The 19801-nt window shown below is 57.5% G+C and carries 18 protein-coding genes and 1 pseudogene; 3 read left to right on the forward strand and 16 right to left on the reverse strand.

Annotated features, from left to right (window positions below; genetic code table 11):
- Positions 1-117: 117 nt before the first annotated feature.
- Positions 118-414 (forward strand): annotated as a pseudogene (locus GCN74_RS26755) (integrase core domain-containing protein); the annotation flags it as partial.
- A 401-nt stretch (positions 415-815) separates the two neighbouring features.
- Here the strand turns inward: GCN74_RS26755 and GCN74_RS26760 are convergent.
- From GCN74_RS26760 to GCN74_RS26785, 6 genes are all read right to left on the reverse strand, one after another.
- Positions 816-2948: an ATP-dependent helicase gene (locus tag GCN74_RS26760; RefSeq protein WP_152259475.1), complete on the reverse strand. Its 2133-nt coding sequence runs from the start codon at positions 2946-2948 to the stop codon at positions 816-818.
- A gap of 216 nt (positions 2949-3164) precedes the next feature.
- Positions 3165-4004: a hypothetical protein gene (locus tag GCN74_RS26765; RefSeq protein WP_152259476.1), complete on the reverse strand. Its 840-nt coding sequence runs from the start codon at positions 4002-4004 to the stop codon at positions 3165-3167.
- Positions 4005-4112: 108 nt separating this feature from the next.
- A complete protein-coding gene (locus tag GCN74_RS26770; RefSeq protein WP_152259477.1) occupies positions 4113-4799 on the reverse strand; it encodes a hypothetical protein in 687 nt (228 codons plus the stop codon).
- Positions 4800-5030: 231 nt separating this feature from the next.
- Positions 5031-6179 carry a phage/plasmid replication protein gene (locus GCN74_RS26775; RefSeq protein WP_152259478.1) on the reverse strand — a complete coding sequence of 383 codons (1149 nt, stop codon included), beginning with the start codon at positions 6177-6179 and terminating at the stop codon, positions 5031-5033.
- Positions 6180-6276: 97 nt separating this feature from the next.
- Positions 6277-6852: a hypothetical protein gene (locus GCN74_RS26780; RefSeq protein ID WP_152259479.1), complete on the reverse strand. Its 576-nt coding sequence runs from the start codon at positions 6850-6852 to the stop codon at positions 6277-6279.
- 78 nt (positions 6853-6930) lie between these two features.
- Complete coding sequence (locus GCN74_RS26785) at positions 6931-7323, reverse strand: helix-turn-helix transcriptional regulator (protein ID WP_193317284.1); 393 nt, start codon at positions 7321-7323, stop codon at positions 6931-6933.
- 201 nt (positions 7324-7524) lie between these two features.
- On the opposite strand from GCN74_RS26785, the gene GCN74_RS26790 reads away from it, so the two are divergent.
- Positions 7525-8298, forward strand: coding sequence for a transcriptional regulator domain-containing protein (locus GCN74_RS26790; protein ID WP_152259481.1), 774 nt, complete (start codon positions 7525-7527; stop codon positions 8296-8298).
- Positions 8299-8419: 121 nt separating this feature from the next.
- Here GCN74_RS26790 and rng read toward each other — a convergent pair whose 3' ends face one another.
- The 10 genes from rng to GCN74_RS26840 form a co-directional block, all read right to left on the reverse strand.
- Positions 8420-9883 carry a ribonuclease G gene (rng, locus tag GCN74_RS26795; protein ID WP_152259482.1) on the reverse strand — a complete coding sequence of 488 codons (1464 nt, stop codon included), beginning with the start codon at positions 9881-9883 and terminating at the stop codon, positions 8420-8422.
- Between the two features lie 43 nt (positions 9884-9926).
- Positions 9927-10547, reverse strand: a complete 621-nt coding sequence (locus GCN74_RS26800; RefSeq protein ID WP_152259483.1) for a Maf family protein — start codon at positions 10545-10547, stop codon at positions 9927-9929.
- Positions 10548-10553: 6 nt separating this feature from the next.
- Positions 10554-11024 carry a 23S rRNA (pseudouridine(1915)-N(3))-methyltransferase RlmH gene (rlmH, locus tag GCN74_RS26805; RefSeq protein ID WP_034747108.1) on the reverse strand — a complete coding sequence of 157 codons (471 nt, stop codon included), beginning with the start codon at positions 11022-11024 and terminating at the stop codon, positions 10554-10556.
- Between the two features lie 6 nt (positions 11025-11030).
- Positions 11031-11720, reverse strand: a complete 690-nt coding sequence (rsfS, locus tag GCN74_RS26810; protein ID WP_152259484.1) for a ribosome silencing factor — start codon at positions 11718-11720, stop codon at positions 11031-11033.
- The gene (locus GCN74_RS26815) at positions 11721-12416 is read right to left on the reverse strand and encodes a nicotinate-nucleotide adenylyltransferase (RefSeq protein ID WP_152259485.1); all 696 of its coding nucleotides are present in this window, start codon (positions 12414-12416) and stop codon (positions 11721-11723) included. It lies immediately after the preceding gene.
- A complete protein-coding gene (gene hemF / locus GCN74_RS26820; protein WP_152259486.1) occupies positions 12413-13327 on the reverse strand; it encodes an oxygen-dependent coproporphyrinogen oxidase in 915 nt (304 codons plus the stop codon). The genes GCN74_RS26815 and hemF overlap by 4 nt, the downstream gene beginning before the upstream one ends.
- 140 nt (positions 13328-13467) lie before the next feature.
- Positions 13468-15018, reverse strand: a complete 1551-nt coding sequence (locus GCN74_RS26825) for a class I SAM-dependent methyltransferase (RefSeq protein ID WP_193317285.1) — start codon at positions 15016-15018, stop codon at positions 13468-13470.
- Between the two features lie 70 nt (positions 15019-15088).
- The gene (locus GCN74_RS26830; protein WP_152259488.1) at positions 15089-15901 is read right to left on the reverse strand and encodes a hypothetical protein; all 813 of its coding nucleotides are present in this window, start codon (positions 15899-15901) and stop codon (positions 15089-15091) included.
- A 122-nt stretch (positions 15902-16023) separates the two neighbouring features.
- The gene (gene purD, locus GCN74_RS26835; RefSeq protein ID WP_152259489.1) at positions 16024-17292 is read right to left on the reverse strand and encodes a phosphoribosylamine--glycine ligase; all 1269 of its coding nucleotides are present in this window, start codon (positions 17290-17292) and stop codon (positions 16024-16026) included.
- A gap of 58 nt (positions 17293-17350) precedes the next feature.
- A complete protein-coding gene (locus GCN74_RS26840; protein ID WP_152259490.1) occupies positions 17351-18076 on the reverse strand; it encodes a YebC/PmpR family DNA-binding transcriptional regulator in 726 nt (241 codons plus the stop codon).
- A gap of 185 nt (positions 18077-18261) precedes the next feature.
- Between GCN74_RS26840 and GCN74_RS26845 the strand changes: the two genes are divergently transcribed.
- Positions 18262-19801 (forward strand): alkaline phosphatase D family protein (locus GCN74_RS26845; RefSeq protein WP_193317286.1); only part of this gene is annotated, 1540 nt, incomplete at its 3' end.

The following is a 19801-nucleotide window of genomic DNA, read 5'->3' on the forward strand; positions in this document are numbered from 1 at the left end:
GGCGATGCGATGGCGCACCTGGCGAGCGCATCGCCCTTCGCCCAGTCAACTTGTTCATCCGCCCCGCTGGTCGCCCCATAAACACCTCCCCGATTAAAGGTGTTGCGAGGACCGGTTGAATCCGCCCAGTACGCCAGTCGAAAATTCCGTCAGCGTTTGTGGCGCTATCGGATACAACAGAGCATGAGCCGTCGGGGAAATTGTTGGGATAACTCCCCGATGGAACGGCTCTTCCGCAGCTTCAAAACTGAATGGCTGCCGTCAACTGGTTACATGACGGCACAGGAAGCACAAAGGGACATCAGTCATTACCTGATGCACCGGTATAACTGGATACGGCCACATCAGTTCAATAAGGGATTGGCTCCGGCCGTCACCGAAGAAAAACTTAACGTAGTGTCCGGGATGGGTTGACCACTACACACACATTATGAACAATTGCGGACTGCTTGGCGGCTTGATCGGCTTTAAGCGCCAACTATCGAAAAGCCACCATTATCGATAGTCAGCCGCTATTATTTTGCCAGGAAAAATTAGACTTCTTGCAGTGCCTAGTAGTCGAATCTAGCCATAGCAACGGGCCAAACGTTATCGGGGATCTGTTGTGCGCTCGATAGATTGTTGCTCCAGTAAGTGACTGGTGCGGTATCGAATGTAGATTTCATCGTGCGATGGGAAAAACTGCTTCGAATTTCCTCGATTATACGCATTGATTACCCAATATGCTTTCGCCTTGGAGGAGGTGCGTAGTCGATACTAAAGCAACTGCGATGCGCCCCCTCCATTAGTGTTTCTTTTATTGGAAAGGTGGTCTGCTAAAACCATGCCTCAAATGGTTTCGGGTCCATTCCAACAGGAACGTACCATTTTTTCCTTGTCGGATCATATCGAGCTCCCAGCGACTTAACAAGGTCCTTGTCCGAGTAACTGGCGCGGAGATAGTTACGCGATGCTGGCGCTGCTCTCAATGCATTTTCGTTCCGTGTTTGCGCAAGATTTGCGCGAGCGCTCGTGCCAGAGATATCCATTCTTCTGATGAACGGACTTCTCCTCTCTCTATCCTGGGGAGTTACCAAAGTCAACCAACGCTTTGCACGGGTGACACCGACATAGAAGAGATTCTCCTCATCTTTGAGAGGAAACATTGGGTTCGGATATTCGTTGTGCTCAATAAATGGAAGGATGACGTGATCAAATTCCTTGCCCTTGGAGTTCGCCACGCAGTCTAGAGTCAAGACATCCTTATCGCGATGCTTTACCGCAAACATTTCGGCGACATTGATAACGTCCCAGAACTGCTTCAGTGTGCGCCCCCCGGCGATCGAAAGAAATCCTTCGATTGACTTCACCACAACGCTGGCGTCGTACGGACGGACATATAATTTTGCCGCGATCTTCTTGATGCTCAAGCGATCACAAACTTCGCGGAGTAGATCAACAGCAAAGGAATCAGGCGAAGCGTCGGTAACAAAGCGGATTACGCCATCCAATGCGGGCGCCCCCTCCTTAGTCTTGCTGCACTGGATATGTTTTTCGTAGAACCAATGCAGCTGGGAGTGTTTTGCCATCCCAGCTTTCACTGAAATCAACTCCTCCGGTGGGATTCGTAACCCCCCATACAAGTCAAGTGCTTCAACGATAGCTTCCTTTACCTCTTTGCTTTTCACAGCTTCAAAGTCACGGAGAGCTATCGCAAGAATCCCACGAAGAAAGAGTATTTCCTCCCGTTGCAAGTATGATCCCATCACCGGCGTGCGATATCCAATTTCGGCCTCCCGAAGCGCATTCTCCATCACAACAGAATGATGGCGATCCCTAATCAATATGGCGCAACCATCTACGCCAAAGCCCGCGCGCTTCCATTTTCGGATTGATTCAACAACGCATCTCGCGCCTTCTTCCAATTCTTCCTCATAGGCCTCGACCCTAATTTCAAGCTTTTCGGCGACGTTAGACTCAACGCTCTTGTCCTTGAATGCCTCCATACAGTAAGCCAACTGAGGGCCATGCCTATGCGTTATCGTAAGTGGATATTTTTGCGTTCGCGGAAACCTCTGACAGAAGCGATTGCTCAAATACTCATGCTTCGCACCAAGCGTCGCATGAATAACCTGGTCCCGATCGCCGGCCCCAACGAAGTAGCACCGCGGCCGGTCAATTAAAGCGCAAACTATACGGAACGCGGCTTCATTTAGATCGTGAAGCTCATCGCATATCACAAGGCGGTAGTCGGCAAATTCTGATTGGCGATCTTCGCCGCAGTCGATATCTCTGGCTAGATCATATGTCGCGTCAAACGGGCCACGAAAGTGCGGCTGAAAATGAAGCCCTAGCCGGATTCGCTCATACTCCTGAGAGACAAGGAGTTCCGTTTCGGATACGCCGAGCCTGAGGCACGTTGCCAGCAAATCTTCGTCTTCCACTATGTCCGTTAGCCCCATGGTCGCCTTGAGTTTGAGCTGCGCATCAAGGTATTGCGTTATCGCTAGTGCATGATTATTGAGTTCTAAGTTCTCAACTGAATTTCCGTGCCGTTCGTATACGGCATCGATGGCCGCCATCATCGGCACAAACTGTTGTCTAGCGTTGGGATAAGGATTTACGCCCTTGTCCTCAATCAGTGCAAGCTGCTTCTTGGCAAAGTCCTCAAAGGTATGAATCTCTATGCGCTTGACCAGGTCGTAGTGCACGCCGATCTCGGCAAGACGCCTGCGCATCACGTCACGCGCGGTATCAGTGAAGACCAAGACAAGGATGCTTTCTGGGGCAACGTTGGCAGAAATTGCCTCGCCAATTCGCAAGGCCAGCGTGGTGGTTTTTGCTGCCCCCGCGTTTGCCTCGATCAAAAGAACTTTGCAAATTGCGGTTTGTATTTTGATCTGCTCGTCGGTTCTAATAATTCCGTGCGGGACGAAACGGGATGGTTCCAGCTGATCGTTTTCTGGCATGGTGCAGTGTTCGCAATTTTTATGATGACGTGATGAAATAGCTTACAAGCACTGGGAGTAAGATCACGCGAATCCATTCCGGATGGTCGTGTGATCCCGCACAGCCGCAGTGTTTGAAGTTGGCGGGCGGCTAACAGCGAGCCGGTGAACTTGGACTTATATGACACCCAGTGTCGGATAAGGCCTGAGCCTATACAGCTCTTGCTTCCATGAGTCCTATACCGCTCTTTGTTCGGTTCGATATTCACGAATAATTTCCAAAGCCTTCTTATATTCCTCGTTATAAATTTCGGCCGATGATCGTCGCATATTTTCGATTACTTGGCGGTGGGCATCACTACTAGTTCGGAACTCGATGGCACCGAAACGACCTGCAATTTCCTCAATCGAAGCCTTACCCCAAGCATCTTCCGCCATGCCGTCAGGATGCATCACCAAGCTATGGAAATAGCCATTTTTTGCACGCCTGGTTGCTGCAAACTGAGGAGAGAATTTCGTCGCCAACAACGCAACCGGCTGCAGGCCGGTCAACTCATACATTGCCTCAGCAAAGGCTGAACAACGACCAAAAGTGTATCTGGCGGCATCGTATGCTGGAATACATCGCGTCGGCCTTTTGGGGATGGTCGCGAGGTAAGCAGGATTTACCTTGATCGCTTCCATGGCCTCTGCCACTTTGGTCTCATTCGGCTGGCACCGCAAAGGCAAGGATGGCAGCCTAGTCTCATCATAATATCGCGTGAGAACTCCGCCCATGCCTACGCCAATCTTGTTGGCAATTTTGATGATCGTTCGCTGGTTAAATTCGTCAATCGTTCTGACGCCGCGCACATCAAAAATTCCGTCCCGATTATCGGCGACGTATACTCTTAGCGGTTTGAGCTGATCGACAGAAATTTCCGCGCCCGGTGATGATGTCGACCACCAGTCCACGTGGAGCAACCAGCCTGTCGTGCGAGTCAACGCAACTGCGAAATTAACGCAATCGTCGGCCTCCCATTCATCGATAAGTTGTGGTGAGAAACCTTCATTCCGCTTTGTTTTTGCCTGTCCCATTTCGACCCTTATCAAATTTTCGATTCAGCAACCTTCCGACCAATATCCCATGGCGATTCCGATCACACGTACTGAAATGTCATGGTCCGTGCGAGCAGTCCTACCCAACTACTCGTTCTCGGATCCGTAATAGTCCGCATCATTTACCTTCTCGTTGAGCCAATAATCAATTTCATCATCTACACCACCCGCATCCATCAATACAATTTCCTCGAACGTGTCGACGAAGGAATCATAGGTAAATTCTTGCATGTATTTCGTCGCCTCGACTACTGGCAAGCGCGGGTCAAATAGGTCCTCGTGAGAGCTTAGCCAATCTCCGGCGCTCATATCTAGCGGTAGATTCTTTAATGTCCACCATCCACGATACGTATCAGGCGTGCGACGCATAAGATCCTTTTGATATGCATTTTCATCCTCAGTAGACCATTGGTTTTGGGCTTGGAGACCGAGTCTTGACGCTTCACGATCCGCAAACCATTGCTCGTGTGAGATTAACGGATCCAGATCTTTGATCCAGTCATGCCAGACGCACTGTATCCCAACCACATCCCATCGCGTAAATGCCTTGACGAGCCCGGCCTTCGTGGTCGCAAAAACCCATTCGTAGTCATTAAGGAATATCTGCCCACTGGTTACTCTACAACCTCTTGCCGCGTATGAATAGCGCAACTTGTTCGATGTCCAGAAGCGCTCTAGGTCAGACAGGGTCGGCAGACAAACAAACATAGCGCCATCAACGTCGACACCTTCCGGCAAAGGGATTTGAACTGGCAACAAACGTTTACGTTTCATTAATGTCCTTTTTGATTCGGTTGGATTGCAATAGTACGGCGCAGTTACTCATTACATGCGATGAGTCTCCTCGTCTCCGCTGTCAGGCGATCGGATCATAGCATCGATGTAGGATAAACAATGCTTGTCGATGATACGACGCAAGGTGTTCCTATACTAATGCAAACAGTCTCTGACTTGTTGCGGTGGAAGTTGTCGTTCTTTTTATCGAATCAAGGAGGTTCTGGCCCGTTACGGCGTACTAGAACCTCCTTGATCAACCGGAACGTTGCTAATGCCATATCCACGAGGTGCAACGAAACATCTGGTGCCAAAAGCCCAAGACGGCACTGGTAATACATTCTTTGGCGTGAATATATCGCGAAGATCAATGTCGGGCAATTTCTCTGGACGACGCTTTCCACTGACGTCAATCCCAGTTTTTTTGAGAATCGCTTTGGTGATTTTCCATGCAGTAGTTCTGCTGCATTGATCTTTGATGTCCACGCCTTTCAGCCAGAGCGTATAGGTATTTCGTTCAGACCTAGTCAAACAAACCAATTCGTCATCCGTAAGCAAACGTTGGACTGCGTGGCAAAGATTATATTTATCCAAATACTCAAAATAGAGTGTAGGAATATCTACGTCCCCCCAGCGGTTAACATAGCCAAGATCATAGTGTTTGAGGCCTTGGGAAAATATTTTTATCTCGGCGCGGATACCACGGTTTGCTTCGGCAAGGAGTTTGGTTTGATAAGGACCCGGTTTCCTCCATTCTCGATGGCTCAACATCTCAAGCATTTTGTCGTAAATTGTCAGGGCACCGAAAGTTGATCGTCGCTTTTTGCCTTTGTCTAAGATGATCCATGATGGCAGCGGTTTACGTTTGCGAGATTCAGTATTGTCATCTATAGCTTGAATGATTGGCACAGACATACCTGCAGGACGTCCGAAGTTAGCTGTCAAGTGAATCTCTGTAAGAGAAACGTCTCCTCTCTGCCAGCTCATTAAGTCCTCCGGTCTCACTTTGATGCCCAGGCGTGCTGCTGCTAGGTTCAATATCTGATAAACATAGCTCTGCAGGTCGCCATGACCGAATAGATTGTGATTTTGAAGCACCTTCGGCGGGCAGCACTGTATTTCGATCATGCTAGCCATGCCTGTTCTTCCGTTAATTTCTTTCGAGCGGATGTGTGCTTCATCCCCACCATCCTTCAGCACTTTTTGATTGGCAGCTGCAGCGGTAGGTACTAGATGGTCTACGCTTTTATCGTCGAAGTAAACCAAAGTACCCGTAGGGACATGTTCACATGGTGCATAAATGTGAATCCAATCGATGTGAACGTTGATGCCTTGATTGGTTGCATCCTGTATTTGGATGTTTGCGTGAGTTGGTTTCATGATGATTAGCCCGTAAATGGGCTAGTGGTTGTTGATGGTGTGTTTAAATTACGAACACATCTGAGCTACTATAGCTGTGCTCGCAATTTAAGTATTTTTAGAAATATTCGACAACACAACTACACAAATTGCCCCTCCATTTCATTGGATTCTCACGACTCCTTTGGCAGCAGGTTTCATAGCTAGCAAGCCAGAGCAGGCCATTTTTACGCCAGGTGGTCGAACTGGGTAGTAACAGTGTCAGGGATTTAGTCGTCTCGAAGTATTCAGCGCGAACGACCTCGTCCTCGCGTGATTTACGGCTTGATAAGGTGCAACGAGGTACATCCCACGTCTCAAAGGTAATTGGCTGAATTACGCCAGACATTTCGTACTTCCAACTCCTTTTGTGTTTTTGAAATTCTTCAAGAGTTCGGAGTAAAACCTTCGTTCCGTGTGCAATGTCACCTAACGAGCTAGGTACTTCTAATGTTATCTGACCAACCTTAACGAGTTCGGATGCCAGAATCACAGCGTCTCTCTGGAAATCGAAATAGGTGTCGCCATGGTTGTTAAATAGCATTTTCTGCTTCGCTTTTGCTGCGCGCGCATTATCGAGTGTGGTCGAACGAGGCTTTCGAATGTGTGGTACAAAGCCTCTCGCAATCGCTATAGGGCTATTTGCTGAGTTCATGTCTGCTCTCTATAAAGTATCGATGTGTTTGTGATAGTGCTAAAACTCTTGATGATCATTGATTTTTTATTAGTCTTCCTAATCTATGTCTGAATGAGTGATCGGAGCGGAAAGCAACTCAACGAATTGCTTCATGTCGATTTTTTGATTTGTGCGACTCATTAACGTCTTTGCAGCAAGAATTGCATCGATTTCGATTTCAATCCAAGCAACAGAACGGACGGAAATTTGGATGGGTTTCACGAACACACCTGCCTTGACGTCTCGCCATAGGGTGCTAATGGCATAGCCAGCTTTTTTCGCCGCTGGATGTGCGCGGAGGACACCACGATTAGGATTCTCACGCGCAGCATCAATCAGTTCTTGAAAGTGTTTCGGCATGGTTGTTTTTTTTGTTTCGTTTTGAGGGAAAATCAATTCGTCAGATTGATAGTCTGTTTGCGTGGATATGTGCCGCTTCTGTTTGAACATTCTTTTATTCTCCATGTGGACGTTGATATATGTGTTGCGACGAAAAGAAGTTTGACAGATATTTTTTGTCAAATAAATAACAATATGGGATGCATCTATCTATCGAAAAGTGGTTGAAATACGTAAAATGGATGTATCTATTTGACGTAATGTGACCTGGTGATGGACAATGAATGCATCTATTTACTGTCAGGGAAGTCTATGTGCACAATTCCACCAAAAGGCGGGAGCGCGATCGATCAAGGAAAGCGCCCTCTATGGAGTGATGAGGGAAATTATTCTGCTCATTTGTCGTGGTCTTACCGGAGATGGGCGTGGGAGTTCCTGAGACGAAACCCTGCCTATCAAAAGGCATGCAATATCGTTGGTCCCCGTAGGAAGCACGTTTCCCTTGAGTTTGGACGCGTAAACCTAAAGCCGTTCAAGGCTGTCTATGGTGAGGACGATAATTTTCGCTATTGGCTGCCTGAACTCATCACTGATACTGATAGTTGTCATTTGGACGAAGGGGAAGAAGTTCACTATCATCTGAAAAACGGCCAGGTTGCGATCGTTTTTGACTTGAGCCGAACGGTGGGAGGGGGGCTAGCTGCAATAAATTCTATGCTGTCCCATGCAAAAATGAGACTCTTCAAGGAACTTGAAGAATATGATAAGTCTTTCAACGGGAAAGGTAGAGAGGCGCCTCAAATCAAGAAGCCACGTCGGGATAAACTGCTTCAACGGCTAAGAATCTGCGACGCAATACATATGGATGCCACAGATGAGGAGATTATTTTAAATTTCTATCCCTTTTCCTGCTCAGAAAACAAGCTGCCGACAGGTGTCGAGCTTGCACGCGTCGTCAGGTTGATCAAAGAGGACAAGAAAGCCGCCAAAGAACTAATGGAAGGCGGGTATTTAGCATTGGTCCCCCTAGACTACCGGCAAGATAAGTCATCAAGAAAAAAGGCTCAATCTGCAATAGGAGATTGAGCCTTCCGGAGTAAGTGGTGTTTAGCTACATACTCGTCAGAATACGTGTAGCTACATGTGTAGCTATTCAAATTAAATCCCCTTCAAATTCATAACTAATTGATATTAAAGGAGGAATAATTCACATCAAAATCACGTCGTACTGCTCCTGGTGGTAGGCGTTCTCCACCTGCAGCGAGATTTTCTTGCCGATGAAGTCGCCCAGCATGGCCAGGTGCTGCGATTCTTCCTCCAGGAACAGGTCGACCACTTCCTGCGAGGCGAGGATGCGGAATTCGCGCGGGTTGAACTGCTTTGCTTCGCGCAGCAGTTCGCGCAGGATTTCATAGCAGATCGTGCGCGAGGTCTTGACCTGGCCCTTGCCGGCGCAGGCGGGGCACGGTTCGCACAGGATGTGGGCCAGCGATTCGCGCGTGCGCTTGCGCGTCATTTCCACCAGGCCCAGCGGCGAGAAGTTGCTCACCGAGACCTTGGTGCGGTCGCGCGACAGGGTGCGTTTCAGCTCGGCCAGCACGGCATTGCGGTGCTCGGCGTTGTCCATGTCGATGAAGTCGAGGATGATGATGCCGCCCAGATTGCGCAGGCGCAGCTGGCGCGCGATGGCGTGCGCCGCTTCCAGGTTGGTCTTGAAAATCGTGTCGGCAAAATTGCGTCCGCCCACGAAACCGCCCGTGTTGACGTCGATGGTGGTCATTGCCTCCGTCTGGTCGACGATCAGGTAGCCGCCCGATTTCAGGTCGACCCTGCGCCCCAGCGCGCGCAGGATCTCTTCTTCCACGCCGTACAGGTCGAACAGGGGGCGTTCGCCCGTGTAGTGCTGCAGGCGCGTCAGTTCGCTGGGCGTGTAGATTTCCGCGAATTCGCGCAATTTCACGTAGTTTTCGCGCGAATCGACCTGGATGGTGGCCGTTTCATCGCCGACGAAGTCGCGCAGCACGCGCTGCGCCAGGCTCAAGTCCTGGTGCAGCAGGCTGGTGGCGGGCCGCGTGCGCGCGCCGTGCGTGATGGTGCTCCACGTCTTGCGCAGGTAGTCGACGTCCGCCTTCAGGTCCGCGTCGGACGCGTCCTCGGCCATCGTGCGCACGATGTAGCCGCCTTTTTCGTCGGGCGGCAGCAGGCTTTGCAGGCGCGTGCGCAGCAGTTCGCGCTCCGCTTCCTTTTCGATTTTCTGCGAGATGCCGATGTGCTTGTCCTGCGGCAGGTACACCAGCATGCGTCCGGCGATGGAAATCTGCGTCGACAGGCGCGCGCCCTTGGTGCCGATCGGGTCCTTGATCACCTGTACCGTCAGCACCTGGCCGTCAAACAGGATCTTTTCGATGGGGGCGGGCGTGGCGCTCTGGCCATCGTGGCCGCGCGCTTCCCAGATGTCGGCCACGTGCAGGAAGGCGGCCCGTTCCAGGCCGATGTCGATGAAGGCCGACTGCATGCCCGGCAACACCCGCACCACTTTGCCGGAATACACATTGCCGGCCAGGCCGCGCGTGAGCGTGCGCTCGATGTGCAATTCCTGCACGGCGCCCTGCAGGATGAGGGCGACGCGCGTTTCTTGCGGCGTGATATTGATCAGGATGTCTTCGTTCATGGAGGCGGGGGAGTGGAGGCAACGAATGACATCATACCCGGGATCAGGGCAGGGGCAAACCTGCCAGCCTTAGCAACTGTGCGGTTTCGTACAGGGGCAGGCCCATGATGCCGGAATGGCTGCCTTCGATGTGCTCGACGAACAGCGCGGCGCTGCCCTGGATGCCATAGGCGCCGGCCTTGTCGTACGGTTCCGGCGTGGCGCAATACGCGGCGATGGAGGCGGGCGACAGGGTGCCGAAGCGCACCTGCGAAATCTGCGTGCGCTGCTCGGCGAAGTCCTTGTAGTGCACGGCGATCGAGGTCAGCACCTGGTGCGTGCGGCCCGACAGCTGCTGCAGCATGGCCACGGCCTCGGCGCGGTCGGCCGGCTTGCCGAGGATGACGCCGTCGATGCTGACGGTGGTGTCGGCCGCCAGCACGGGGCGCGGCGTCAGGTGGCGGCGGCGCACCAGGTCCCAGGCGAAGGCGGCTTTTTCATTCGCCACGCGGGCGACATAGTCGAGCGCCGGCTCGCCATCGAGGACTTCCTCGGTGACGTCGGCGCCGCGCGGGCCATCGCTGCGCAGCAGCAGCAATTCGAAATCGATGCCGATCTGGCGCAGCAATTCGCGCCGGCGCGGGCTTTTGGAGGCGAGATAGATCTTGTTATCGGCCGGTTTCATGGGAAGTCAGACGCGGTGGTAGGGGTGGTTTTGCGTGATCGACCAGGCGCGGTACAGCTGCTCGGCGAGGATCACGCGCACCACGCCGTGCGGCAGGGTCATGCTGGAAATGCGCAGCATGCCTTCGGCACGCGCCTTGAGTTGCGGATCGAGGCCGTCGGCGCCGCCGATCAGGAAGGCCGTGTCGCGGCCATCCTGCTGCCAGGCCATCAACTGCTGCGACAGGCCGACGCTGGTCAGGTCCTTGCCGCGTTCGTCGAGGGCGATGATGCGCACGCCCTTGGGCAGGACGGCTTCGATGCGTTCGCGTTCCAGCGCCATCGCCGTGGCGGCGGTCTTGCTGCCGGAACGCTCCACCGGCTTGATTTCTTTCAGCACGATGCGCAATTCCGGCGGCATGCGCTTCGCGTATTCCGCGAAGCCCGTCTCTATCCAGGCCGGCATTTTATGGCCGACCGCAGCGATGATGAGCTGCATCGAGGCTTACGCTTCGACTTTTTTGATACGCTTGATCACGGTTTTTGCCGGTGCAGCATCGGCTGCCGGCTTGGCCGCGCGTGGGGCGCGCACTTTTTTCTCCGGCAGCGCTTTCAAGGCTTTGACGGCGGCCGTCTCGGTCTTGGTCGGCGCGACTTTCACGGTCTTGCCGACGGCTTTGGAAGCGGGGGCTTTCTTCGCCGGGGCTTTCTTGGCGGCGGTGGCAGCCGTGGCTTTCTTGGCCGGCGCCTTTTTCTCGATCACGGGCGTCGCATCCACATTGGCCTTGCTTGCCGCCAGATGGCCGCTGACTTTTTTCGGTTCGTCGCCGGCGGCTTTTTTCGGTGCGCGCTTGGCGGCGCCCAGCTTGACCGGCTTGTCGCCCCAGATTTCTTCCAGGCGGTAGTAGGCGCGGATAGGCGCCTGCATGATGTGGACGATCATGTCGCCCAGATCGACCAGCACCCATTCACCGGTGTCCTCGCCTTCCATGCCGATGATGTCGCCGCCGGCGTCCTTGACCTTGTTGCGTACCGAGGCGGCCAGCGCCTTGGTTTGACGGTTCGAGGTACCGGAAACGATCGCGATGCGGTCGAACAGGCTGGTCAGGTGGCTTGTTTCGAAGACGGCGATGTCTTGGCCTTTGACGTCTTCAAGGGCGTCAACGACGAGGGTTTGCAGTTTTTTGATGTCCATTTAGCTTTTGTATAAATTATGTTGTTCAATATAGTCTAGCACTAGCGGGGAAACAAGCGGGTTTGCCCGATTCCCCCGTTGTAATGCCGCACGTATTTCGGTGGCGGAGATATCCACCGCGAAGTCCTGTGCCAGATAAGTCAGACCGTGCGGCGTGTTGCGGATGCTTTCCAGTGACCCCAGGCGGCGCGAAAATTCTTCGGCGACCACTTGCGGCACTGCGGTGTCATTCAGCGCGAAGCCGGGGCGGGCCGCGACGCAGATATGCGCGTATTCAAATAATTGCTGCCATTCGCGCCAGGTGGCGAGCCGTTGCAGCTGGTCGGCGCCCATCAGGAAAACCATGGAAGCGCGGGCTCCCAGTTCGGCGCGTATCTGGCGCAGGGTATCGATGGTGTAGCTGGCCTGGCCATGTTCGCTGCGCTCGATTTCCTGGCGGTCGATCACCACGGGCAGGGCCAGGCCGGCAAAGGCCAGGCTGGCCATTTCGGCGCGCTGCTGGCCGGTGGCGCCCAGATTGCCTTTTTGCCAGGGCGCGCCCGCCGGGATCACGCGCAATTCATCTGCGTGCAGCAGGCTGGAAAAATGCGTGCCCAGCGCGACATGCCCCATGTGCACCGGATCGTAGCTGCCGCCGAGCAGCGCCACGCATGGGGTATTGCGCGCCGTGCCAGCCGTCGTGCCAACTGCGGTCACGCCTGCAGCCAGTCTCGATGCACGAGGAAGTCAGTATACAGCGCCGCTTCGGGGCTGCCCGCTTCCGGGTGCCAGTCGTAGCGCCACTTGACCACGGGCGGCATCGACATCAGGATCGCCTCCGTGCGTCCGCCCGACTGCAGCCCGAACAGGGTGCCGCGGTCGAAGACCAGGTTGAACTCGACATAGCGTCCGCGCCGGTAGCACTGGAAATCGCGTTCGCGCTCGCCGTAGGGCGTATCCTTGCGGCGCGCCAGGATCGGCACGTACGCGCCGATGAAGGCGTCGCCGGCGCTGCGCATCATCGCAAAGCTGTCGTCAAAGCCCAGGGCATTGAAGTCGTCGAAGAAGATGCCGCCCGCGCCACGCGCTTCGCGTCGGTGCTTCAGGTAGAAATAATCGTCGCACCACTGCTTGAACTTCGGATGCAGCTCGTCGCCAAACGGCGCCAGCGCATCATGGCACACCTGGTGAAAGTGCTTTACGTCGCCCGCGTCGCCATAATACGGCGTCAGGTCCATGCCGCCGCCGAACCACCATACGGGTTCGCCATCGGCATTCACGGTGCTGAAAAACCGCACATTCATGTGCACCGTGGGCGCATAAGGGTTACGCGGATGCAGTACCAGCGACACGCCCATCGCTTCCCATGCCTTGCCGCCCAGCTCAGGGCGCGCGGCCGCTGCCGATGGCGGCAGTGCGGCGCCGGTGACGTGCGAAAAATTCACGCCGCCACGCTCGAATACATTGCCTTCCTCGATCAGGCGCGAAATGCCGCCACCACCTTCGGGACGCTGCCAGGCATCGGTGAGGAAGGGCTTGCCGTCCTGCGCTTCGAGCGCCTGCACGATACGGCTTTGCAAATCGAGCAAATAGGCCTTGACGGCCGAAGGAGAGGGAGTTGACGACATCGCGTGGGCCGACGAGGCCGAAATAAAAAAGTAAGGACGGATTGTACCCTGTTACGCGTTTTTGTGATAGGCCGGCGCTTGCGCCGTGGTTTTGACCCTGGCCGCGGGCGCTGCCGGCGGCCACTACCCGCCGGCCTCCTTTACAGCATGCGCAGCTGTTTCAGCACGGGGAGCTTGTCGCGCAAGAATGCGTCAATGGCGCCATCGAGCAGCAGCTGGTGCGCCTGATCGTCGGCACATGCGGCACCGTCCTTGAGCAGCCTGCGCCCGCAGCGCGCCATGGCGTCGGCGGCCTGTGCCTGCAGGTGCGCGAATTCCGGCTGTCCGCGGTCCTGGGTCAGCAGGGAAAACAGCAGCCGGTCGATGAATTCCGTTTCGATGCCGCTGCCCGTCAGTGGACAGCACAAGGTGCGGTAGTCGTCGCCATAGCGCAGTTGCGCGGCGATGGCCTGGTTCAGGCGGTGCGCCGTGATGCCGCCACTGTCGGCCTGCGCCTCGCCCCTGAAATACATGACGACCTGGCTGCCGGTGACCAGCATGGCAGCCACTTCCGCCAGGCTTTGCAGGCTCTGTCCCTGCAGGCTTTCCAGTGCTGCCAGCTCCGCCAGGCTATGCGGACGGAGTGCCAGGGCGTCGCAGACGGCGCCGTAGACCTGCTCGTTGCCTGTTACTGTGCCGGCCTTGGTCTGGAAGGTGAAGGCCATCTGCGCGCGCGGCACCAGCATGGCCAGGTGTACGCCAGCCAGGCATCCGGCCTGGCGCACCGCCCCCATGCGGCGTGCGCCGCGTACCAGGACATCCTTGCGGAAGTTGGTGTTCAGAAAATAGTCCTTCATCGTCTCGCGCATGGCTGCGTCGGGCAGCAGGTCGATGGTGGCCTGCTGGTCCGCGCTCAAATACAGCTCGGGAAAGGCGAACGGCAGGTCGGACGAGCCGGCGAAATCGAGCTTGGCGCGCGCCACGTCGCGCATCACGTCGGCGTGGTACAGCGGTTCCCAGTCCTGGTTCAGGTATTCATGCACGCTGTAATGGGGGTCGCTGTCGGCAAGCGCATTGAGGCGCGGCGCGAGCGCTGGATTGGCCGTGATGTAGCCGGCCTGCAGGTTCTGCAACTGCTCCACGTAGGCCGCCCCGGCCTGTATCTGCAAGTCGCTGCGGCCAGGGAAGCTGGCGGCAAATTCCAGCAGCAGGCGTTGCAGGGGCAAGGCGGCGCTCCAGCCGGGCATGGCGTTATAGCTGAGCGAAACGATGCCGCCCGGTTTCAGATAGCGGGCGATGAAGTCGACGATATGCTGGCGGTTCTCCCGGCTGACCCAGGTATAGATGCCGTGCAGGGTGATGAAGTCGAATTGCGGCAGGCCGGCCACGCGGCCCTGCGCCAGTTCTTCAAAGCTGTTTTCCAGCAGGGTCAGGTTGCCCAGCTGGGCCGTTGCCGCCAGGGCGCGCGCGCCAGCGACATGGGCTGGATTGAAATCGTTGCCATAGAACTGCCCATTCGAATTGGTGGCGGCCAGCACATTGAGTGTCAGGCCACGGCCGAAGCCCAGTTCAAAATAGGTGTAAGGCTGATCCAGCGGCACCGGCTCGACGCCGTTGAGGATGCAGCTGAAATTGAGGTGATGCGGACTCAGGTCGCTGTAAAAGCCGTTGGTGTACTCGATATCCGACACGTATCCTTCATTCCAGGCCATGGTTTCCCCGCGTTGGTGGCAAAGCGGCAGTATGCCATCCTGAGCGCCGGCGCGGGAAGTGCCTTGTGATTTAGCGCGCCGGCGGCGTGGCGTCATCCTGCACGACGGTGATGGACAGGTCCGGCCCGGCGCCGGGCAGGCGCGCACTCTCCACGGCCTGCGCGGCGTGCTGCTGCAGGTCGCGCCGCTCGACGTCCTGTCCGGTGACGGGAGCGGCGACGGGGGCTGCGGCGGGAGCGGATGCCTGCCTGGAGACGATGGCGCGGGCCGCAAGGGCCGCTACCAGAACGAGCAGCGCGGCCATCACCCACGTTCGCGGCCGCGCATGCGCGGGGCGTTCCCGGCGGGCCTGGCGCGCGGCGCCATCGACGATGATACGGGCCAGTTCCGAGCCGCGCTGGCGGGCGCGCAGGCGCAGCGCCTCGAACTGGAGCGCGGATATGGTGCCTTGCCGAAGCATGTCGCGCAGGGCGGCGATCGGCGAGGCCAGCAGGCGGTCGGCGGGCAGGCTGGCGTGGGCGGCGTCGCGCTGCCACTGGTCGATCAGGTCTTCATCGTACAGGGTGTCGACGGCCTGGCGGTTGACTTGCCGCAGCGCGTCGGCGGCCAGCTGCTGGCGTTCCTGCAGGGCCGTGCCGCCATGCTGGCGCGGCAGATCGCGCAAGCGCGGCAGGAAGGCGTCCTGCGGCAGCAGGTCCGTGCGCAGCAGCCAGGCCAGGGCGGTGGCGGCATCCGCACCGGGGGCCAGGCGCGGCATGTCGACATCGTCTTCCTCGTCCAGGGCGAGGATCTCCAGTTCGGCCATGGCCTCGTCGAACTCCGTGGCGGTGATCAGGCCGAGCTGGCGCAGTGCGGCAAGGGCGGGATGGGCATGCATGGTCATGGGTTGCAACTTTGTCAGGGAGGCAAAATATTAGCGCAAAGCCCGCATTGCCGACGCACGAAAAAACAGGGCCGGGACGGAGAAGCTCCGCGCCGGCCCTGCCGTGTGCCGCAAAGGGCTGATCAGTGCTTCAGGCCGCGCCAGCCGATGTCGCGGCGGTACTGCGCGCCGTCGAAATGGATTTTTTCCACGGTTTCATACGCCTGCTTCTGCGCCATCTTGATGCTGTCGCCCAGGCCCACGACGCACAGCACGCGCCCGCCGTTGGTCACCAGGCGCTCGCCCTCGATGCGGGTGCCCGCATGGAAGGTGACGGAGTCCGGCGTTTCGGCCGGGATGTCGCCGATCGGCGTGCCCTTGACGGGATCGTCCGGGTAGCCGGCAGCGGCCATGACGACGCCGACGGCCGTGCGGCGGTCCCATTCCAGTTCCACGGCGTCGAGCGTGCCGTTGACGGCGTGTTCCATGACGGTGACCAGGTCGGTCTTCAGGCGTGCCATGATGGGCTGCGTTTCCGGGTCGCCCATGCGGCAGTTGAATTCCAGGGTCTTCGGCGTGCCCTTGTCGTCGATCATCAGGCCCGCATACAGGAAGCCCGTAAACGTGATGCCATCCTTGGCCATGCCCTGGATGGTCGGCACGATGATCTCGCGCATGACGCGCGCATGCATGGCCGGCGTGACGATGGGGGCGGGCGAATACGCGCCCATGCCGCCCGTGTTCGGGCCCTGGTCGTGGTCTTTCAGGCGCTTGTGGTCCTGGCTGGTGGCCAGCGGCAGGATGTTCTTGCCGTCGCACATGACGATGAAGCTCGCCTCTTCGCCGGCCAGGAATTCCTCGATGACGATGCGCGCGCCGGCGTCGCCGAATTGGTTATCGGACAGCATCATGTCGACCGCCTGGTGCGCTTCTTCCAGGGTCATGGCCACGACCACGCCCTTGCCGGCGGCCAGGCCGTCGGCCTTGATGACGATGGGTGCGCCCATGGCATCGACATAGGCGTGCGCGGGAGCGACGTCGGAAAACGTCTGGTAGGCGGCCGTGGGGATGCCGTGGCGCTGCATGAAGGCCTTGGCGAAGTCCTTCGACGACTCCAGCTGCGCCGCTTCTTTCGTGGGGCCGAAGATTTTCAGGCCGCGCGAGCGGAACAGGTTGACGATGCCGCTTGCTAATGGCACTTCCGGGCCGACGACGGTCAGGCCGATGTGTTCCTGCTGAACGAAGTCGGCCAGCAATTGTGGGTCGCTGATGTCGAGATTGACCAGGCGCGCATCGCGCGCGGTGCCGCCATTGCCCGGCGCGACATACACCATCTGTATGCGTTCGGACTGGGCCAGTTTCCAGGCCAGGGCGTGTTCGCGGCCGCCAGAGCCGACTACCAGAATTTTCATAAGGACCGTTCGTTCAGTGTGGGTTGCAGGGCGGCGGTGCCGCCCTTGAGGTTGTTGCTTAGTTTTCGATCAGGGCGTTGGTGAAGACTTCCTGCACGTCGTCCAGCAGTTCCAGCGCGTCGATCAGCTTTTGCATCTTGATGGCGTCGTCGCCCGCGTAGACGGTTTCCGTCGCCGGTTTCATGATGATTTCGGCCACTTCGGCCTTGAAGCCGGCCGCTTCCAGCGCTTCCTTGACGGCGGCGAAATCGTGCACGGGGGTCAGCACTTCGAAGCCGCCTTCCTCGTCGGCGATGACGTCTTCGGCGCCCGCTTCCAGGGCCGCTTCCATCAGCTTGTCTTCATCCGTGCCCGGCGCGAACAGCAGCTGGCCGCAGTGCTGGAACATGAAGGCGACGGAGCCTTCGTTGCCCATGTTGCCGCCATTCTTGTTGAAGGCGTTGCGCACTTCGGCCACCGTGCGCACGCGGTTGTCCGTCATGCATTCGACGATGACGGCCGCGCCGCCCACGCCGTAGCCTTCGTAGCGCACTTCTTCGTAGTTGGCGCCATCGACGCCGCCGCTGCCGCGGTTGATCGCGCGCTGGACGTTGTCTTTAGGCATGTTTGCATCGGCCGCCTTGTCGACTGCCAGGCGCAGGCGCGGATTGGCCGCGATATCGGCGCCGCCCATGCGGGCCGCCACCGTGATTTCCTTGATCAGGCGCGTCCAGATTTTGCCGCGCTTGGCATCGGTGGCAGCCTTTTTATGCTTGATATTGGCCCATTTGCTATGTCCTGCCATGTCGAATCTTCCTTAGACGGGTGTTCAATTGTGGCCGACATTTTAGCATATTGCCCCCCTGCGAAGCGGCATGGCCCCGTCATCAAGCCGACACATTTTGTTGTTAAAGTGACGCGCTTTCATGTTATGCATCATCCCACCACTCCAATAATCAAGATTAAGGGCGCGACATCATGGCAAGTCAAATGGATAGACGGCAATTTCTGAAATTGGGCGGTTTTATCACCGTCTCTGTCGCCACAGTCGGCCTCGCCGCCTGCGGCAGCACCGATTACAGCGATCCTGGCGTGCCCCTGGCCAGCGGCAGCGACTGGAAATTCCCGCAAAGCGTGGCCTCGGGCGATCCGCGCGCCGACAGCGCCATGCTGTGGACGCGCGTCGTGCCCGCCAGTTTCGACGCCGTCGCGCCCGCCGTGGCCGGCAAGTCGGACGTGGCCGTGCGCCTGATCGTCAGCGTGGCGGACAATACGGCCGCCCTGGGCAGCAACACGGCCCTGGCCGGCACACCGATCGTCGACGCGAAATTGCCCTTGAAAGCCGATTTCGACAACACCCTGCGCCACAAGGTCACGGGCCTGCAGCCGGGCCAGGTGTATTTTTACCAGTTCATCGCGGGCGACGTGCGCTCGAACGTGGGCCGCTTCAAGACGGCGCCCGCCGCCACGGCCGACGTGAGCCAGCTGCAGTTCGCCTACCTGACGTGCCAGGACTGGAGCATCAACCACTGGGGCGCGCTGTCGCACATCGCCGCCAACGAATCGCTGGACTTCATCGTTCACCTGGGCGACTACATCTATGAAACGGTGGGCGAGGCATTCCAGAGCGGCGCCGTGGAAGGCCGCCACGACCAGCTGAAATTGCCCGATGGCACGTTCAAGAGCGGCACGTCCGGCGCGAAATACGCCACCACGGTGGCCGACTACCGCTACCTGTACAAGAAATACCGCACCGATACGCGGTTGCAGGCCGTGCACGAGCGCTTCGCCTTCATCGCCATCTGGGACGACCATGAATTCACGGACGACGCCTGGCAGGATGCTTCCACCTACGAGGGCATCGTGGCGGCGGACGGCAGCGACCTGCACCAGCCCAACCGCCGCCGCAGCGCCAACCAGGCCTGGTTCGAATACATGCCGGCCGACGTCACGTTCGACGCCGCCGCGACGACCTTCCAGAATATCCAGATCTACCGCGATTTCCAGTTCGGCAAGCTGATGCAGCTGGTGATGACGGACGAGCGCCTGTACCGCGCCGACCATGCGATCGCCGAGTCGACCATCAACCCGGCCACGGGCAAGCCGCTGGGCAGCATCGGCAGCCGCTACCTGGTGCCGCAAGCGCTGTTCGACAGCGTGGAAGGGCAGAAAATGGCCGCCGCCACCAAGGCCGGCGCCGACCCGCTGGCTGCCGTCGGCATGCTGGGCAGCACGCAGCGCGATTGGTGGAAGGGCAAGATGAAGACGGCCACGTCCACCTGGAAGCTGTGGGGCAATGAAGTGTCCTTGCTGCGCATGGGCTTGAATGGCACGGATGCGATCGCCACCTTGCTGGCCCTGAGCGCCATGTCGAACGTGGGCCAGGCCATCGCCACGACCTTGCCGCTGGTGGGCGGCAGCGTGCCGCTGGCGTCCGCCATCGTGGCTGCCTCGACGGCGGGCGCGTCGTCAAGCGTGGCGCAGGCCGCTGCCATGGCCATCGCCGGCGCGGCGACGAACGCCGGCGCGC

This window comes from Janthinobacterium sp. FT14W, assembly GCF_009208755.1.
In the GTDB taxonomy this organism is placed as follows: Bacteria; Pseudomonadota; Gammaproteobacteria; order Burkholderiales; family Burkholderiaceae_D; genus Janthinobacterium; species Janthinobacterium violaceinigrum.

What these genes read in the sequence shown, in the direction of transcription:
- GCN74_RS26830 (WP_152259488.1), bottom strand. Translation starts at nt 15,901, where the DNA reads ATGACCATGCATGCCCATCCCGCCCTTGCCGCACTGCGCCAGCTCGGC.
- rsfS (WP_152259484.1), bottom strand. Translation starts at nt 11,720, where the DNA reads ATGGACATCAAAAAACTGCAAACCCTCGTCGTTGACGCCCTTGAAGAC.
- purD (WP_152259489.1), bottom strand. Translation starts at nt 17,292, where the DNA reads ATGAAAATTCTGGTAGTCGGCTCTGGCGGCCGCGAACACGCCCTGGCC.
- GCN74_RS26760 (WP_152259475.1), bottom strand. Translation starts at nt 2,948, where the DNA reads ATGCCAGAAAACGATCAGCTGGAACCATCCCGTTTCGTCCCGCACGGA.
- GCN74_RS26790 (WP_152259481.1), top strand. Translation starts at nt 7,525, where the DNA reads ATGTGCACAATTCCACCAAAAGGCGGGAGCGCGATCGATCAAGGAAAG.
- GCN74_RS26840 (WP_152259490.1), bottom strand. Translation starts at nt 18,076, where the DNA reads ATGGCAGGACATAGCAAATGGGCCAATATCAAGCATAAAAAGGCTGCC.
- GCN74_RS26770 (WP_152259477.1), bottom strand. Translation starts at nt 4,799, where the DNA reads ATGAAACGTAAACGTTTGTTGCCAGTTCAAATCCCTTTGCCGGAAGGT.
- hemF (WP_152259486.1), bottom strand. Translation starts at nt 13,327, where the DNA reads ATGTCGTCAACTCCCTCTCCTTCGGCCGTCAAGGCCTATTTGCTCGAT.
- rng (WP_152259482.1), bottom strand. Translation starts at nt 9,883, where the DNA reads ATGAACGAAGACATCCTGATCAATATCACGCCGCAAGAAACGCGCGTC.
- GCN74_RS26825 (WP_193317285.1), bottom strand. Translation starts at nt 15,018, where the DNA reads ATGGCCTGGAATGAAGGATACGTGTCGGATATCGAGTACACCAACGGC.
- GCN74_RS26800 (WP_152259483.1), bottom strand. Translation starts at nt 10,547, where the DNA reads ATGAAACCGGCCGATAACAAGATCTATCTCGCCTCCAAAAGCCCGCGC.
- rlmH (WP_034747108.1), bottom strand. Translation starts at nt 11,024, where the DNA reads ATGCAGCTCATCATCGCTGCGGTCGGCCATAAAATGCCGGCCTGGATA.
- GCN74_RS26780 (WP_152259479.1), bottom strand. Translation starts at nt 6,852, where the DNA reads ATGAACTCAGCAAATAGCCCTATAGCGATTGCGAGAGGCTTTGTACCA.
- GCN74_RS26775 (WP_152259478.1), bottom strand. Translation starts at nt 6,179, where the DNA reads ATGAAACCAACTCACGCAAACATCCAAATACAGGATGCAACCAATCAA.
- GCN74_RS26785 (WP_193317284.1), bottom strand. Translation starts at nt 7,323, where the DNA reads ATGTTCAAACAGAAGCGGCACATATCCACGCAAACAGACTATCAATCT.
- GCN74_RS26765 (WP_152259476.1), bottom strand. Translation starts at nt 4,004, where the DNA reads ATGGGACAGGCAAAAACAAAGCGGAATGAAGGTTTCTCACCACAACTT.